Source organism: Rhodococcus sp. I2R, from assembly GCF_020889545.1.
GTDB lineage: Bacteria > Actinomycetota > Actinomycetes > Mycobacteriales > Mycobacteriaceae > Rhodococcoides.
In genome coordinates this window covers 213,738-230,147 of sequence record NZ_JAHUTG010000003.1, presented here as the reverse complement: position 1 = coordinate 230,147, position 16,410 = coordinate 213,738, and the positions used below count along the sequence as shown (strand labels likewise).

Below are 16,410 nucleotides of genomic sequence, written 5' to 3'. Positions count from 1 at the left end.
TAATGCCGAACAATACCGCCGAGCAGATAAGTATCGAGCGAGATCTCACCGACCGCGTCGTGTCCTCGTTCGAAGGAACGGACGACCCGCGCCTTCGCGAGTTGCTCGGTGCCTTGGTCGAACACGCGCATGCTTTCGTTCGCGAGACACGGCTGACCGAGGCAGAGTGGACGAAGGCGATCGAATTCCTGACGGCGGTGGGCGATATTACCGACGACAAGCGTCAAGAGTTCATTCTGCTTTCCGATGTGCTCGGCGTGTCCATGCAGACAATCGCGGTCTCCAATCCGGCTGTCCACAATGCCACGGAGGCCACAGTATTCGGGCCGTTTTTTCTCGACGATGCTCCCGAGGTGCCCATCGGGGGTGACATCACGCACGGCGCTGCGGGCGAGCTGTGCTGGTTCGAGGGCACGATCACCGACACCGATGGAAATCTTGTACCCCGAGCGCGAATCGAGGTATGGGAGTGCGACGAGGATGGACTTTACGACGTTCAGTACGGTGACGAGCGGATGGCAGGTCGGTCGTACCTTTACTCGAACGACCACGGCGAATACAGCTTCTGGGGACTCAAGCCCGTGCCGTATCCGATACCCGCCGACGGCCCGGTCGGTTCGCTGCTGTCGGTGACGAAGCGATCCCCACTACGGGCGGCTCACGTGCACTTCATGGTCAGTGCGCCTCGCCTGCGGACACTGGTCACTCACATATTCGTCGAGGGCGATCCGCAGATCACGACCGGCGACAGCGTTTTCGGGGTCAAGGATTCACTGATCAAGACGTTCGTGCGGCACGCTGCAGGCGAGGCTACGCCCGACGGTCGCAATCTGGGCCAGGTTCAATGGTTCAGCACTCGCTTCGACATTGTGTTGGCACCGAGCGACACTGCCGGCGGCACTGCACAGAAGTAATTCGGTTCGGTCAGCCGACCGACACCTGTACCACCAACGTCATCTCGTGGCATCGTGAGACCGATATCGAATGCACGATTGCTCCGTGTGGCACGTGAGAGGAATTCCTGTATGTACAGCTCGCTGTTCGACGCTTTGACGGCGGACGAAATCAGCACGGTCGCGTCGGTTGTGCGTGGAGCGGGTATCGGCGGCGAACGTCCCGGCTTCGGCTCAGTATTCGCGCACGAGCCCGACAAGGCCGATGTCCGCTCCGGTAGGACGGTGACCCGCCGAGCCCGTGCACTCGTGCTGGACCGCACGTCCGCCGCAACCTTCGATGTACTCGTCGATCTCGAAACCCGGTCGGTCGTGAGTTCGGAACAGTTGACCGATGGCGGCGCGCAGCTACTCGGCGACGAAGTGCGGATCATGGACGAAGTCGCACGGTCGGATGCTCGATTCGTCGAGGCACTCGCCAAGCGCGGCATCACCGATCTGTCTCTGGTGCAGTTGGACCCTTTTGGAGTGGGAAACCGCAGCGATCTCGATCTCACCGGCCGACGCATTTGGGCCTGTGTGGTCTACTACCGGCATTTCGCGGAGGACAACGCATACGCACATCCAGTCGAGGGGCTCGTGCTTCTTGTGGACACAGTGCGCGAGGAAGTCTTTGCGGTCGAGGATCACGGTGTCAAACCCATGAATACCACATGTGACAACTACACCGCTGAACACAATGGACCAATGCGCACCGATATCAAGCCACTCGCGATCGCTCAGCCGGCAGGCCCCGGCTTCTCGCTCGACGGGCCGGCGATGTCCTGGCAGAAGTGGCGTTTTCGAATCAACATGCACCCACTCGACGGCTTGGTAATCTCAGGTTTGGAATACAAAGACGTTGACGAGTACCGCTCGATCATGCACAGGGGCTCCCTTGCCGAAATGATCGTGCCTTACGGAATTCCAGAATCGGCGCACTACTTCCGCAGTGCATTCGACGCGGGCGAGTACGGTCTCGGCAAGATGGCGAACTCACTCGTCCTAGGGTGTGATTGCCTGGGCGAGATCACGTATCTCGATGCCGTCATGGCCGACGACGACGGTAATCCGGTGACGATCGAGAATGCGATTTGTATTCACGAGGAGGACGCAGGAATTCTGTGGAAGCACACCGACTGGGTGACGGGCAACGTTGATGTCCGGAGATCTCGAAAACTTGTCGTCAGCTTCATTGCGACCGTCGGGAACTACCATTATGGCTTCTACTGGAACTTCTTCCAGGACGCTCACGTGGAGATCGACGTCAAGTTGATGGGCATCGTGCAGACGATCTCGTACGCGGACGGCGATCTGCCCTCGCACGCCACACCGGTGGCGCCCAACCTGGCTGCGACATACCATCAGCACCTGTTCTCGTTTCGACTCGACATGGAGGTCGACGGGCCGGAGAATTCAGTGTTCCAGAACGACGTGGACAGCGCACCAGTCGGCGAAGCGAACCCGTACGGTAACGCGATCGCGGTGACGAAGACCCCGATCGAGCGCGAACAGGACGGTGACGGCGTCACCAATCCGCAGACTTCTCGAAGCTGGACCGTGGTGAATCCGAACAAGAAGAACAAGTGGGGCTTGCCGGTCGGATACAAGCTTCTCCCCGGTTGGGCGTCGGATACGCTGATCGCGAAGGCGCCGTCACTCATGGCCACCCGGGCGGGGTTCGCCACCAAGAACATCTGGGTTACCCCCTATTCGCCGGACGAGATGCATTCGGCCGGTGATCATCCGAACTCGGATCGCTCGGGCGCCGGACTGCCCGAGTGGACGTCCGCAAACCGCGATGTGAGGAACACAGATCTGGTCTTGTGGCACACCGTCGGTGTCACTCACATCCCACGCTCGGAGGACTGGCCGGTGATGCCGACCGAGGTCGCGAGCTTCATGCTCGTACCGAACAACTTCTTCGATCGCAGTCCTGCAATGGATGTTCCCGATCGGCGTGAGATGCCCAGCGAGGCAGCGGAATCGGACAACGGATCATGTTGCCACTGATGTCGTCAACCATCCGAGGAGGGCGCCGGAATGGGATTTGTGTACATCCACCGGTTCGACCAGCGTCCACCCTGCTAGCGCAAGCGTAGACAACCGCCACAACACGAGGTGGGCACATACTGTCCACTCACTGACTACCTAGGAGTCTTGATGACCGAACCCACGATTGCCCAACTTGCAGCTCGAATCGAGGTGCTGGAGTCCGAGGCAGACATCCGGCGCGCACAGGCACGGTATATGTTTCTGTGCGATACGCCATGCCCGGAGTTCGGTGTCGAGGACGATGCGACGCGTATCGAACTGATTCTCGATCTCTACACCGAAGATGCAGTGTGGGAAGGCGTGGGCGAGTACTACGACAATCAGTTCGGTCGAGTTGAGGGCAAAGATGCCCTCCGTGCGCACTTCAACCGGTTCTGGGGTGAAAAGACCGATCCAGCGCTCTTGCTCAACGCTCATTACCTGACTTCGGAGCAGATCTATGTCGATGGCGACGTGGCAGAAGGTCAGTGGATTCACATGCAGCCGTGGCTGTTCTCCGACGGTAGATCGCTGTTGCGCTCGAGCCGCCTGAACAACGCGTTTCGTAGAGTTGGTGGCAAGTGGCTCATTTCGAGAACACGTACCGAGAACGTGTTCGTCGCGGCGCTGCCTGACAATTTCGCCGAGGCCTACCCGAGCGCATCGGTGCTTCTGAAACCGTAGTGTGTTCACGTAAAGGAATCACCTACGTTCCGATGTGGCATTGCTGATTGGCTGGTCGACCGACTGCTCATAGGCTGGAGACAGGTACCGCAGGAGGATATTCTGCGGCCTTCGTGAGGAGTCCACTACTGTCATGTCGCCCCTGATGCAAGAGTCCTCCACCGGCTGGGTTGTCGCGTTCGTTTCTGCGTTGACGTACTTCGGTGCGCTGCCGATAGACACGCAGGCCGAGATCCACAGAGACGGAACCGATGTCGTCAATTCCGGAGGCGTGTTCCCGCTTCCAGCGCGTCCTTGGTGGATGGTCGCTACATCGTGCGCGGACGGTGGTAGTTCGCCAGCGGCTGCATGCGGCGGACTACATCGGTGTCGGACTGGTCGATGAAGCGGCACCGGGTCTCCCCAGAGTCGCGCTGCTGCGTCCAGGCCAGGTGACGATTGTCAAGGAGTGGGATGTCAGCGGTTTTGCCTTGAGTGCCCTACCTTCGACTTTTTGGAGTACAGAACATGACCATCGAATTCACACCGGACAACGTCTACGAACTCGCACCGGCGGATCTCGTATCTTCGGATCGGGTTGCCGGAAGGATGTACACCGATCCGGATATTTTCGACATGGAGATGAAGAAAATCTTCGAGAAGACCTGGGTGTGGGTTGCTCACGAGAGCGAGATCCCTAGCGCCGGTAGCTTCAAGACGACTCATGTCGGTGGGCAGCCGGTCATCGTTGCTCGCGACCGGAAAGGCCAGATCAACACGTTGTTGAATCGGTGTCGCCATCGCGGTGCCAGTGTCTGTGAAGCTCGAACCGGTGAAGCGAATGGCTTCACCTGCCCGTACCATGCTTGGTCCTACGCGCTCGATGGCCGATTGCGCGGCATCCCGTATCCCGAGGGCTACGAGGGCGTCATGACCAAAGAAGGAATGGGTCTACGTCAGTTGCGTACAGAGTCGTACTGCGGGATGGTCTTTGCGACCTTCGACCAGGATGCCGAGTCGTTGGAGGAGTTCCTCGGAGACGCGCGAGGTTGGATGGACAACTTCTTCAAGCAGGGCGGTGGCTACCCGTTGAAAGTCCTCGGAACACATCGCTTCAAGTTTCGGGGAAACTGGAAAATTCAGTTGGAGAATACAACCGACGGCTACCACTTCCCGATCGTGCACCGCTCGTGGATGGCGTCGGTGGACTCGGAGACCGCCGACATGATGAGCTTCATGAACGACTCATCCTGCACCACTCATGATTTGACGAACGGTCATTCGGTAATGCAGATGGTCCCCGAACACTCGGATCTGGACATCGACGACGGTTCGGAACCGCTACAGGCGCGGTTCGACGGTCTTGTCGCAGAGCTGAAGTCGAAGGGCCTCGACGATGCCGCCGTGCGCAAACTGGTGCGCGCGATGCACGGTACCGGATTCAATCTGAATCTGTTCCCCAATGTATCGATGTCGATTTCGTTCCTGCGCGTGCTGCGGCCGATTTCCGTCGACGAGACCTACATCGAACACGTCGCCCTTGGCCCGGATGGGCCGGCAGAGATCGTCGACCCCGTCAACCGCGAGCGACTGAGGGTGCACGAGCACTTCCAGGGTCCCTTCGGGTTCGGTACGCCGGACGATGCCGAAGGGTGGGACCGTGTGCAGCGCGGTGCTACCGGCGGACCTGATCTCCCGATCATGGTCAACCGCGGGATCGGGCGCGAGACCCAGTCGAGCGAGGGCTGGTCCACCTCGCATGTCACCGACGAGACCGGCATGCGTTCGGCCTACGCCCAGTGGAAAGAGATGATGAGCAATGACTGACCTCCGTGCCGATGCCCCAGTACGCAAGCCGAAACCCAAGCCGGGCGCGTGGGCACCGGGCGTCGATGTCCGCGATCTTCCGGTTGCAATGGTGCCGACAAGCGACGAGCGTGTGGTCCGGAGCCTCGATCTGATCGCTCGTGAGGCCGAGCTCCTCGACCACAAGAACTATCATCAGTGGCAGGCCCTGTATACCGAGACCGGCCACTACATCATCCCGATCGACCCGAACGCGCTGGATTTCGACAACACACTGAACATGGTCTATGACGACGCGAGGATGCGTGCGCTTCGTGTGACACGCATGACGGAGGGATATGCCATCGCTGCGGTCGACTCTGCGATCACAGTGCGGACGACCGGACGTGTCGTTCCCAGTGTCGTGACCGACAAGTCGGTCGAGCTTCGTCTCGGCCAGACACTCATTGCCTACAAGCGTGGGAACCATGATATCTGGTGTGCGAACGTCGATTTCACCATTGCGCTCGGACCGACTCCGCAGGACGATCGAATCGAGCGCAAGATCGTTCGATTGATCGACGGCAAGGACGAGGTCCCGGCCGCCGGATTTCTGCTCTGATGATGTGAGAGACGGGTAGCCGTAGGGGCGGGAATATGAAGGGTGCTCGGGACTTCGAATCTTCGAACTCGGTCACGACATCATGTTCTGCGTCGGGCAAGGTACTTCTCGCCCATCGCCGTGAACGCGATGCAGTCCTGGCTGGCTACGAGAAGCACGGCCTCATGCGGTCCACCTCGCGAAGGTGTGGAAGTGCGAGAACTGGAGTCGGAACTGGCGGCGGTTCTGCAGAACGGACATTCCTCCGAGTGTCAAGAAGTGATGCCCAACTACGGCAGTGTCGCGTGTCCGATCCGCGGCAAGAACGACATATCCCACAGTTTCGTGCGTCAGTTCTCCGGATGGGTGTCGCGGGGTGCGTGATCACTCGCGGCAGTTCACACCACTGTCGGTAAGGGAATCTCCAATTGTCGCAGGCGGATTCGAATCATATCGTCATCGCATATCCAGCGCATGTTTCGTTACCCGGGAACGGGTTCGTGCAGCGAGCATTTCGACGAATGGATGGGAACTTCGACATGTCCGAAACTTCAGCCGCATCAGTGGATGCGCAACTTCTGCGTGAAGTGATGGGCCATTACCCGACAGGGGTGGTCGTCGTCACGGGGTGCGACGACGATGGCGAGATTCTCGCGATGGTCGTGGGTACTTTCAGTTCGGTTTCGCTGGATCCTCCGCTTGTATCCTTCATGCCGATGAAGACCTCGCGTACGTTCTCGAAGATGCGCGAATGCTCGTCTCTGTGCATCAATATCCTTGGTGGAGAGCAAGAAGACGCTGTGCTGACGATCGCGCGCAGGTGGGAGAACAAACTCGACGGTATCGAATGGCATCGCTCGCCGCTCGGCAATCCCGTTCTCGACGACTCCGTGGCCTGGATCGATACTTGCATCTTCGACATCGTCGAAGCCGGCGACCACTGGATCGTGTTGTGCTCAGTCGAGGACATGTCGGTCACCAATGCTGTGTCGCCACTCATCTTTTTCCAGGGCGGCTATGGCAGCTTCGTGTGTACGTCGCTGATGGCGCGCATGGACCATGAAATCCTGCCGGCGATTCACTCCGCGCACTCGGCGCGTCTCGAGGTGGAAGAGCTTGCATCAACGGTCGGTTGCGAAGTCACGGTCTACACGACTGTGAGTCCCGACGAGGTCGCGGCTGTTCTGTCCGCTGCGGGCCCTGGCATCGAAGTCGGCGGTGATTTCGGTAAACGCGCACCGATGGTCCCACCTGTCGGCGACTCCTACTACTTCGCTCAACCGCCGGAGCGGCAGGACGAGTGGGTCGAACGCTTGCGGGGAGTGGACGACGAGCTCAAAGAAGTTCACCGCGAGCGGCTGCACTTCTTGGCCGAGCACGGCTACGTGTTCTCGTTGCTGCCCGCCGAGGAGGGTCGGTCTGCGTACGACGGTCTGCGAGCTGCCACCAATGAGTATGCGACAGGCAGGCTTACACCGTCTCAGGAACGTAGCATTCGCCAGTCGATGGCCCACACGGTCGTGGACTATCGAGTGCGCGAGTTCGAAGACGCAGAAACGTACGATCTCGGATCTCTCGTGCTTCCCGTACGTGATCGAAACGGGGCGTACTCGGGCACCCTCCGGTTGGCGCAGCTACCTTTCGGGGCGACGAAGGCGGATATCGAAGGTTGGCTGAACCGCGCGCGAAAGGTAGTAGAAGTGCTGGAAGTGAAGACTTCGGTCTCGTCCTGAAGGTAGGGAAGCAGAGCGTCCTTCACCGGCATCGTGGTTCGTGGCGGGCGCCCTGCTGGTCGATCGAACAGATCATGGTCGACTTGTCGTTCGTGCACAACATGATTCGTCCGGCACTGGCGGGAACTTCGCCAGGAACCTTTTGCGCCGACCCCACGGTGTGTACAGGAACCCTTATTTACGTGAACTCGCGCTGAAGATTCCGGCCGACTGGCACAAGATACCAAGTGTCCCGCCGCAGGCATCCTCCATTGTCCGGTGACCCACGAATCGAACAGGATTGAACAGCATGTCCGAGAATCTCTCTTCGACAGATCCGAACTCCCCTCCGAAGCGTTCGAGCCTCGGGCGGATCGCGTTCGCCAGTGGTGTCGGAACCTCGCTGGAGTTCTACGACTTTGCCATCTACGGTACGGCGACTGCGCTCGTGTTCACCGATACGTTCTTCCGGACGGGCAACGCTTGGTTCGGAACCTTCATGGGTCTCGCTACTTTCGGAGTCGGATTTCTCATGGCACCGCTGGGTGCAGTGTTGTTCGGATGGGTGGGAGACACCTACGGTCGGAGGCGCGCGCTTCAGCTGACCTTTTTCGGTATGGGTGCGGCAACCTTGCTGATTGGACTACTTCCCACGTACGCCCAGGTGGGTGTTGCGGCACCGGTATGCCTTGTGTTGTTGAGGCTGGTGCACGGCCTCAGCCGTGGTGGCGAGACCGGCGGCGCTGCAGTGCTGGCCATCGAGCACGCTCCGGACCATCAGCGTGCCCGTTACGGTGTCTTCACCGCGCTCGGTTCGCCGGTTGGCACGATTCTTGCGAACGCGACGTTCGCCCTGGTGTTGCTGCTGCCAGCAGACACCGTGCAGGACTGGGCGTGGCGGTTGCCGTTCCTCTTCGGCGGACTCGTTCTGGTCATGGGTCTGTGGGTTCGAAAGGGCGTCCACGAGAGTCCGGTCTTCCAGCGGATGGTGTCCGAGCGTGGCGAGGAGGCAATTCGGAAGCAGGCCCCGTTCCGAGCCGTGGTCAAGGGCAATTGGAGACGGCTCATCCTCGCCGCGGGGGTGAACATCGGATTGAACTCCACGACATTCGTTCTCGCCATATTCATGTTGTCCTACGCCACTGCCGAGGCCCCCGAGGGTCTGGGACTTCCTCGCACCGAGATCGTCTGGGGAAGCATCGCGGCGCTCGTCCTGCACGGTGTCGCGAACGTGATCGCAGCTCTTCTGTCCGACCGGATAGGGCGCCGCCCGGTGATGATAGGTGGAGCACTCGCGTCAATTGCCTCTGTTCTCACGATCTTCCACTTGGCCCAGCTCGGCACAGTGACGTCGGTGAACATAGGCCTGATGATCGGCTTCACGGCTACCGGATTTCTGTTCGGGCCCATGTACACGTACTTCACTGAGCTGTTCCCGAAGGAACAGCGCCAGACCGGAATGGGTATCGCCTTCCACGTCGGCGCAGTTCTCGGTGGCGGTATCGCACCGCTGGTCGCCAACCGTATTGTCGCGTTCACTGGAGATGCGTCGAACATCGGCTACTACCTTGCGGGCGCGCTCGTCGTTTCCCTCGTCAGCCTGTGCGTTCTACCCGAAACTGCTCCGGTTCGTTTGGCCGCACGTAGAGAGGCCGTTGCGGCTCGCGAGAAGACTGCCGTGCAGCCGTGACCTGACACCGTCGATCGCACCCGCTGCCGCGGGTCGTGCGGACCTCCTACTAGGGAGCCGTCGCGACCCGCGGCAGTTGTTGTACGCGGGCATCGACATTCGTGTAGGTGGTGTCGTCAGGCAGGCGGTGTCGTATGGCTGGCGGTCAATCTTCCGGTGACCGAGCGTGTCCGACGACGGCGACCGAGGCCCTCGACCATGTGACGGTCGAGGGCCTCGGTCGGTTCGGTGCGGTCAGAGAATGATGGTGATCGTCTTGGGTTCGGTGTAGGACAGGATTCCTTCGTAGCCGAGTTCGCGGCCGATTCCGCTGGCCTTGACGCCACCCCATGGAAGCTGCGGCGCCAGTGGCGACCATCCGTTGACAGCTATGGCGCCTGCGTCGATCTGCGCAGAGATCAGATGTGCACGCGAAACACTGCTTGTCCATATCGTCGCCGAGAGACCGTACTCGTTGTCGTTGGCCAGTGCGACTGCCTCGTCGTCGGTGTCGAACGGCACGATAATCCCCACCGGACCGAAGATTTCCTGGCGAGCTAGAGACATGTCGTTGTGACCAGACATAACGGTCGGTTGGACGAAGAAGCCTGCCCGGTCGGGAGCCGAACCGCCGGTGATCACCTCTGCGCCCTCACTCTTGCCTTGGGTGATGAAGCCGACTACGCGATCTCGGTGCTTTTCGTTGACCAGGGGTCCCATGGTGGTTGCCGAGTCGAACGGGTCGCCGAGGACCTGCGCCTCTGCGGCGTGCTTCATTCCGTCGACGACGGCATCGAACACGCTGCGATGAGCAAAGATTCGTGTTCCGGCGGCGCACACCTCTCCCTGGTTGGCGAACAGTCCCATTGCACAACCGTGGATGGCGGCCGAGAGGTCGGCGTCGTCGAAGATGATCTGTGGTGCTTTGCCGCCGAGTTCGAGTGCTGTTCGCTTGAAATTCGAAGCAGAGTCTCGAAGGATGGTTCGGCCGACCGCTGTGGAGCCGGTGAACGAGATCTTCTTGATGCCGGGATGCAAGGACAGTGCTTCACCGGCAACTTTTCCGACTCCGGTCAGCACGTTCACGGTGCCGGCCGGAAATCCTGCCTCCGTGACCAATTCGGCGAAGCGAAGGATCGACAGTGACGCGTCTTCTGCGGGCTTGACGATGATCGTATTTCCGCAGGCAAGAGCGGGAGCAAGCTTCCATCCGAGAATCATCAGGGGCGCGTTCCACGGAACGATCGCTGCGACGACGCCGAGCGGGTCGCGTCGTGTGTAGGCGTGCGTCGTTGCGCCCATGTAGCCGTCGTTGGCGATGTAGTCGCCGTTGATCTTGTCTGCCCAGCCTGCGTAGTAGCGCAGCGTCGAGACCAGGTTGGGGATCATCATTGCGGTACTTTGGCCGAGTGGACGACCCATGTCCGCCGATTCTAGTTCTGCAAGTCTGTCGCAGTCACGTTCGACCAGATTCGCCAACGTGTTGAGCAGTAGTCCCTTGTTCGAGGGCGCCATCCGCCCCCATTCGCCGTTGAAGGCTTCGGTGGCAGCTGCGACCGCAGCGTCGACGTCGTAAGCGTCCGCAGAGGCGAGCTCCGCGAGGGGTTGTCCGGTCGATGGGTTCCGGGTTGTGAATGTTTCTTTGCTCGAGCGCCATTGCCCGCCGATGAACAAACCGGTGTGCAAAGTGGAAGTGTCTACCATGCCCTGTTACTCCTTCGTGGGTCGATCGCTCCAGCATCGCGCCGTGTCTGGGTTCGGCCACAGCACGAGGGTGTGCGCGCAGCGGCCGCCGGCGTCGATTGCGGCTCCGGCCAGCGGCGATATCGGTTCGCCAAATCTACTGACGGTGAGAATGAACCTATCGGGACCGTACCGAGGGAACTACTGGACTTTGCCAACCGCGCACTACAGGAACCTTTACTGGGGCGGCGCCTGCGTTGGCTGTTCGGACCGGTCCGCAAGTGGCAACACAAGCTGGACAACAGTCCCGGTCGGTTCGTTCGGTGAATACCTGATCGATCCGCCGTGTCGCTCGACTATGTGTTCGGAAATGATCAAACCCATACCGGCACCGTCCTGCTTGGTCGAGAATCCTCCCGCAGCAAGCCGGTCGGTGACGGGCCCCACCATGCCCTGACCCTGATCCCGGATGAAGACATAGGCATTTCCGTCCAGCTCGTCGGTTTCGACGGACAGTTCCTTGACCTCGGTGGTAGGTTCGACGATCTCCTGCAGAGCGTTGACGCACAGGTTGATGATCACCTGCCCGATGAGGACGCTTTCCCCGTGAATGAAGAAGTTCCTTTCGGGAATCCGAGCGTAGACGCGTACCCCTCGTTCGGCTGCCCTCAGCCGCACGAAGTACAGACTCTCCTGCACGGTTTCGTTGAGGTCCATCACTACCGCGGTGCTCTCGATACGCTGGACGTAACGCTTGACGGATGTGACGATCTCGGCTGCCCGGTGCAGTTGCTTCTCGATCTGGTCGATGCCGTACGTGAGGCTTCGCGTGTCGACGGTGTCCGCATCGATGCGAGCTTTCAACCCGCTGAGGTAGTTGGTCGAGGCAGCCAGCGGCTGTCCCAGCTCGTGGGCCAGGATCATCGCCATGTCGCCCATCGCGTTGTAGCGGCTCAGATATTGCAGGTTGGCTTCCTGGTATGCGTGACGACGCTCCCACTCGACTCGGTCGGTGACGTCGCGAATTGTGAGCACGCGTGAACGCATTCCGTCGTGGGCGACTATTTCCAGTTCACCGGCCAACCATGCCGTCGTGCCGTCGTCTTTGACGATTTCTTGCTGGATCGTCACCGAACTGGTCGCCAGACGCTCGACTACCTGTTCGTGCGAGAGCCTGGGGTCACACCGTCCGAGATCCTCGAGATGAACACCGGCAAGCTCGGAGGGAGTGCGCCCGAACAGTCCGGCGGCCAGCGGTGAAATGTCCTCGATACAATTGTCTTCGTCGAGTACGACGATTCCTGCAGCTGTATGAGTCATGATGCGTTGCAGGGAATCCGACACCCAGGAAAGTTCTTCTTGGAGTTCTATCTCTTCGGCAATGTTTCGGAATTCGACCATGACGGCCAAGCAGTCTTCGAATTCGACGAGTGTGGCTCGACAGTCGGTCAGGAAGTCCGTGCCGTCCTTGGTTCGATACTTCCATTGCTTGCGACTGGAACCGTAGATCACCGCTGCTTGCAGCCATGCCACGCCGAGTTCGCGACGATACTGCCGTTCCTGCGCGCTCATGTGGTGCGCTTTGAGGGGTTTCAACTCCTCGAGCGTGAAGCCGAACATCCGACATGCGGACGGATTTGCCCACAGAATGTTCTTCGAACTCGCCTCGTGGATGAGGATTCCCATCCCCGAGTGCAAGCACATCTGCTCGAAGTCGCGGCGGGTAGGGAACATCCGCGTCACCTCACTCTCGACCGCTCGTACTCCAGGCGTTGCCGTCTAAGGGTTTATTTAGTCGCCACGCGGATTCTCCCGATACCCGCGAAAAGGACGCCTCAATAGCATAGCTCCACAGGGAATTTTCAACCTGAATGGAGACAGGGATGATCACCGAGAGCTCGACTGGTCGGATGGTTGCAGAGCCGGCAGGGCCGGCGCGTACCGCGGCTTTCCATCACGCACTCGATGTGCTCGAAGACCGGAGGGTCGAGTTCAACACGCAACGGTACGTTCCCAAGGACTTCATTGCCCTGCTGAAGAAGGCGGGAATGTATCGCGCTTCGACCCCCGCCGCGTTCGGCGGTGAGCCGTTGCCTCCATCGGAGTTCATGTCCATGGTCGAGCGCATTTCTGCGGTCGATCCGGCTACCGGATGGGTCTCCAGCTTCGGGTCGTCGTTGAACTACTTTGCCGCACTGCCGCTTGCCACTCAGGAGAAGATCTTCGCCGATGGTCCCGATGTGGCCTACGCAGGAGGTCTGTTCCCGATGCAGGAGGCAGAAAAGGTCGAGGGTGGTTACATCTGCTCCGGCGTGTGGCAGTTCGCCAGCGGTTGTCGGGGCGCCGACCTGCTGGGAATCGGTCTGAAGGGCGGGCCGGAAAGCGGTGGACGTCCGTTGACAGCTGTGCTCGACCCGGCCGACGTCGAAATCGTCGACAACTGGGGTGTCGCGGGCATGAAAGCTACCGGTTCGCACGCGATCCGTGTCGATCGGCTGTTCGTCCCCGAAGAGATGACGTTCGTGCGAGGAGGCACTCCACTTGTGGACGAGCCACTGACGCGCTACCCGGCACTTGCCTATGCCGCGCAGGTCCTGGCCGTGGTGACGCTCGGCGCCGCGCGCGGCGCGTTGGACTATGTGCGAGAGGTGGGTTCCTCCCGCACGTCGATCACCGGTGGCACGAGCAAGGGCAACCGTCCGGCGTACAAGTCCGGACTCGCACTGGCGGAGGCAGAACTGCGTTCCGGACGGGCTTTCTTCTACCAGGCCACCGACGAGGTTTGGGCCATGGCAGTGGAGGGCACAACCATCGCGGATGAGAAGGTCGCGATGTTGCGTCTGGCCGCGACCCATGCCGCGCATGTCGGCCGGAACGTAGTTTTGCAGGCATTCGACCTGGCAGGCACCGGTGCGATCTACGAAACGCACCCACTGCAGCGGTATCTGCAGGACGCCATGGTTCCGGCGCAGCACGCGATGTTGCAGACGAACACCTACGAGGCGGCGGGCGCCGTGCTGTTGGGGCTCGAAGCCGGCATTGCCAGTTTTCCCTGATCCTGCTCTCGACCCGACCGCAGGCCTGGACCGTTTCATCGACATCATCGTCAAGGAGTTTCATCATGGCCGACGAGCCACTGCGCACACTGTTCTGCTTCGGAAACAACCAGAACTTCTTCGACCTGCCCAAGTCGGACATCGGGCCGATCTGGGTCGCGACGTCGTCGATGCTCTCGACCCTCAAGAACATGGACGGCGTGGACATCCTCGGGACCTTCGACGACGACGCCCACATGGTCGGGCCGTCCGACGGGTGGCCCTGGACGTTCTACGTACTCGCCGACGTACGTGACCAGCCCACTGTGAGGGCGGCGTGCAACCTCCTACGAACGATCATGGTCGGCGAACACGCGCTGTGGAAGTACTTCAAGGTCGAGGCCCGAATGGGGCGCGAGCTGACCATCAGGGACGACGTCGAGGTCTGATTGCGCCGAGCACATCGGACATCGCAGGACAACGAGGAAGCGCAGGAGTATTCCTCGTACTAGCAAGAGGGTTGGACACGATGACACACGCTTCGAATCATCAAGGTATCGCAGTGGTCACCGGTGCGGCCGGCGGGATGGGAGCGCACATCGCTCGCCGCCTGCATGCCGACGGGCACCGAGTTCTATTGACAGACATCGACGTAGAGGCCGCCGAGGTCGTCGCACGCGTGCTCTCCTCCGACGGTTCCACGGCACGAGCCACCGAGCTCGATGTCGCCCACCGGGCGAACTTCGTCACCGCCCTCGAACATGTCGAAGAGCTCTGGGGAACCCCTACGATCGTCGTGAACAACGCCGCGATCACCAAGACCGCCGATCTGATGACCTTGGGTGAAGACGAGTTCACCGCAGTGCTGTCCACGAACGTCAACAGCATTTTCTTCGGCTGTCAAGTGTTCGGAGCGGCTATGGCTCGCGAGAAGTACGGCCGAATAGTCAATATGGCGTCCCTGGCCGGACAGAACGGCGGCACCGGAACCGGGGCGCACTATGCCGCCTCCAAGGGTGCAATACTCACGGCCACCAAGATCTTTGCACGCCAGCTCGCCGCGGACGGTGTCACTGTCAACGCAATCGCCCCTGGACCGCACGACCTACCGATCGTCAAAGCTACGATCCCACCTGACAAGCTCGACGCTGTGGTAGCTGGTATTCCGGTAGGCAGGTTGGGTAGCGCGTCGTTCATCGCAGACATGGTCGGCCTGCTGACCGCCGAGAACGCCTACTTCGTCACCGGCGCTTGCTGGGACGTCAACGGCGGTTTGTACGTTCGCTGATCATCCCCCTCGCATCAGGAGAATCTCATGGCACTCATCGACGTGATCGTCTCCGACATCGTCAGCGAGACGTGCTCGGTCAAGACTCTGTACCTGGCCAGGGCAGACGGCACGCCCATAGGCAAGTACACACCGGGTGCGCACATCGACGTCGTCGGACCCACCGCAATCACTCGTCAGTATTCACTGTGTAGTACACCGGATTCCGAGGAAACGTTCGCGGTGGCAGTCAAGCGCGAGGAAAACTCACGTGGCGGATCGGTTGCGCTGCACGAGCTTCGACCAGGCGACCGTTTGCAAATCAGCGAGCCGCGCAATCTTCTCCACATCGCCGAGAATGCGCGTCACCATGTACTGATCGCCGCGGGAATCGGAATCACGCCGATGCTCAGTATGGCGAGGTACATGGATGTTCACGACATCGGTTTCGAGCTTCACTACTTCGCTCGGAGTGTGGAAGAGGCGCCATTCCTCCCGATGTTGCAAGAGAAGTGTCCGGAGAAGCTACATGCCTATCTCGGTATCCGACGCGATCTCCAGGAGTCGGTGCTCGATGCTGCCCTGAGCACAGCGCGCAACGACACTCATGTGTATACGTGTGGCCCAGCGGGATTCATGGACAAGGTGCTCGCCCTCGCAGAGAACTACGTGCCGCTGGACAACGTCCACTTCGAGAATTTCCACGCCGTCGAACGAGGGGAAGCCGACGGACCCGAGGTCGCGTTCGATGTGGAACTGGACGGCGAGGTCTATCATGTGCCCGCCGACCGGAGCATCGTCGAGGTGCTGGACGAAAACGGTTGTGACATTGACACTTCGTGCCAAGAAGGTATCTGCGGCACCTGCATCATGCAGGTTCTGAAGGGAAGACCCGACCACCGAGACAATGTACTGAGCAAGTCGGAGAAGGAATCCGGGGAGGTCATCGCGGTATGCGTTTCACGCACCACGGACGCCCGTATGGTGCTTGATTATTACTGAAGACATGTACTTGCCGGCGTCGCTGTC

Annotated in this window: 13 protein-coding genes; 11 read left to right on the top strand and 2 right to left on the bottom strand. The window is 60.2% G+C overall.

Translation table 11 applies throughout. The annotated features are described in order from the left end of the window. The first annotated feature begins 2 nt into the window (after nucleotides 1–2). The 7 genes from KVY23_RS04270 (at nucleotide 3) to KVY23_RS04240 (ending at nucleotide 9,417) form a co-directional block, all read left to right on the top strand. Nucleotides 3–914: a dioxygenase gene (locus KVY23_RS04270; protein ID WP_230555436.1), complete on the top strand. Its 912-nt coding sequence runs from the start codon at nucleotides 3–5 to the stop codon at nucleotides 912–914. A gap of 111 nt (nucleotides 915–1,025) precedes the next feature. Beyond that, nucleotides 1,026–2,945 carry a primary-amine oxidase gene (locus KVY23_RS04265; protein ID WP_230555435.1) on the top strand — a complete coding sequence of 640 codons (1,920 nt, stop codon included), beginning with the start codon at nucleotides 1,026–1,028 and terminating at the stop codon, nucleotides 2,943–2,945. 150 nt (nucleotides 2,946–3,095) lie between these two features. Beyond that, complete coding sequence (locus tag KVY23_RS04260; protein ID WP_230555434.1) at nucleotides 3,096–3,650, top strand: nuclear transport factor 2 family protein; 555 nt, start codon at nucleotides 3,096–3,098, stop codon at nucleotides 3,648–3,650. Nucleotides 3,651–4,157: 507 nt separating this feature from the next. Next, nucleotides 4,158–5,456, top strand: coding sequence for a Rieske 2Fe-2S domain-containing protein (locus KVY23_RS04255; RefSeq protein ID WP_230555433.1), 1,299 nt, complete (start codon nucleotides 4,158–4,160; stop codon nucleotides 5,454–5,456). After that, a complete protein-coding gene (locus tag KVY23_RS04250; RefSeq protein WP_230555432.1) occupies nucleotides 5,449–6,036 on the top strand; it encodes an aromatic-ring-hydroxylating dioxygenase subunit beta in 588 nt (195 codons plus the stop codon). Before KVY23_RS04255 ends, KVY23_RS04250 begins: the two co-directional genes overlap by 8 nt. Before the next feature lie 518 nt (nucleotides 6,037–6,554). Beyond that, on the top strand, nucleotides 6,555–7,748 hold the full coding sequence (locus KVY23_RS04245; RefSeq protein ID WP_230555431.1) for a flavin reductase family protein: 1,194 nt from the start codon (nucleotides 6,555–6,557) through the stop codon (nucleotides 7,746–7,748). Between the two features lie 289 nt (nucleotides 7,749–8,037). Beyond that, on the top strand, nucleotides 8,038–9,417 hold the full coding sequence (locus tag KVY23_RS04240) for an MFS transporter (RefSeq protein ID WP_230555430.1): 1,380 nt from the start codon (nucleotides 8,038–8,040) through the stop codon (nucleotides 9,415–9,417). A 234-nt stretch (nucleotides 9,418–9,651) separates the two neighbouring features. On the opposite strand, the gene KVY23_RS04235 is transcribed toward KVY23_RS04240, so the two are convergent. Together KVY23_RS04235 and KVY23_RS04230 are read right to left on the bottom strand one after the other, a co-directional pair. After that, entirely contained in the window at nucleotides 9,652–11,100 is a 1,449-nt protein-coding gene (locus tag KVY23_RS04235) for an aldehyde dehydrogenase family protein (RefSeq protein ID WP_230555429.1), read from the bottom strand. Nucleotides 11,101–11,316: 216 nt separating this feature from the next. Then, nucleotides 11,317–12,813: a PAS domain S-box protein gene (locus tag KVY23_RS04230; protein WP_230555428.1), complete on the bottom strand. Its 1,497-nt coding sequence runs from the start codon at nucleotides 12,811–12,813 to the stop codon at nucleotides 11,317–11,319. Between the two features lie 137 nt (nucleotides 12,814–12,950). Here KVY23_RS04230 and KVY23_RS04225 point away from each other — a divergent pair, with 137 nt between their 5' ends. From KVY23_RS04225 to KVY23_RS04210, 4 genes are all read left to right on the top strand, one after another. Then, complete coding sequence (locus KVY23_RS04225) at nucleotides 12,951–14,135, top strand: acyl-CoA dehydrogenase family protein (protein WP_230555427.1); 1,185 nt, start codon at nucleotides 12,951–12,953, stop codon at nucleotides 14,133–14,135. 65 nt (nucleotides 14,136–14,200) lie between these two features. Further along, nucleotides 14,201–14,563 carry a hypothetical protein gene (locus KVY23_RS04220; RefSeq protein WP_230555426.1) on the top strand — a complete coding sequence of 121 codons (363 nt, stop codon included), beginning with the start codon at nucleotides 14,201–14,203 and terminating at the stop codon, nucleotides 14,561–14,563. A gap of 80 nt (nucleotides 14,564–14,643) precedes the next feature. After that, on the top strand, nucleotides 14,644–15,402 hold the full coding sequence (locus tag KVY23_RS04215; protein ID WP_230555425.1) for an SDR family NAD(P)-dependent oxidoreductase: 759 nt from the start codon (nucleotides 14,644–14,646) through the stop codon (nucleotides 15,400–15,402). Nucleotides 15,403–15,429: 27 nt separating this feature from the next. Next, a complete protein-coding gene (locus tag KVY23_RS04210; RefSeq protein WP_230555424.1) occupies nucleotides 15,430–16,383 on the top strand; it encodes a PDR/VanB family oxidoreductase in 954 nt (317 codons plus the stop codon). Nucleotides 16,384–16,410 lie beyond the last annotated feature (27 nt).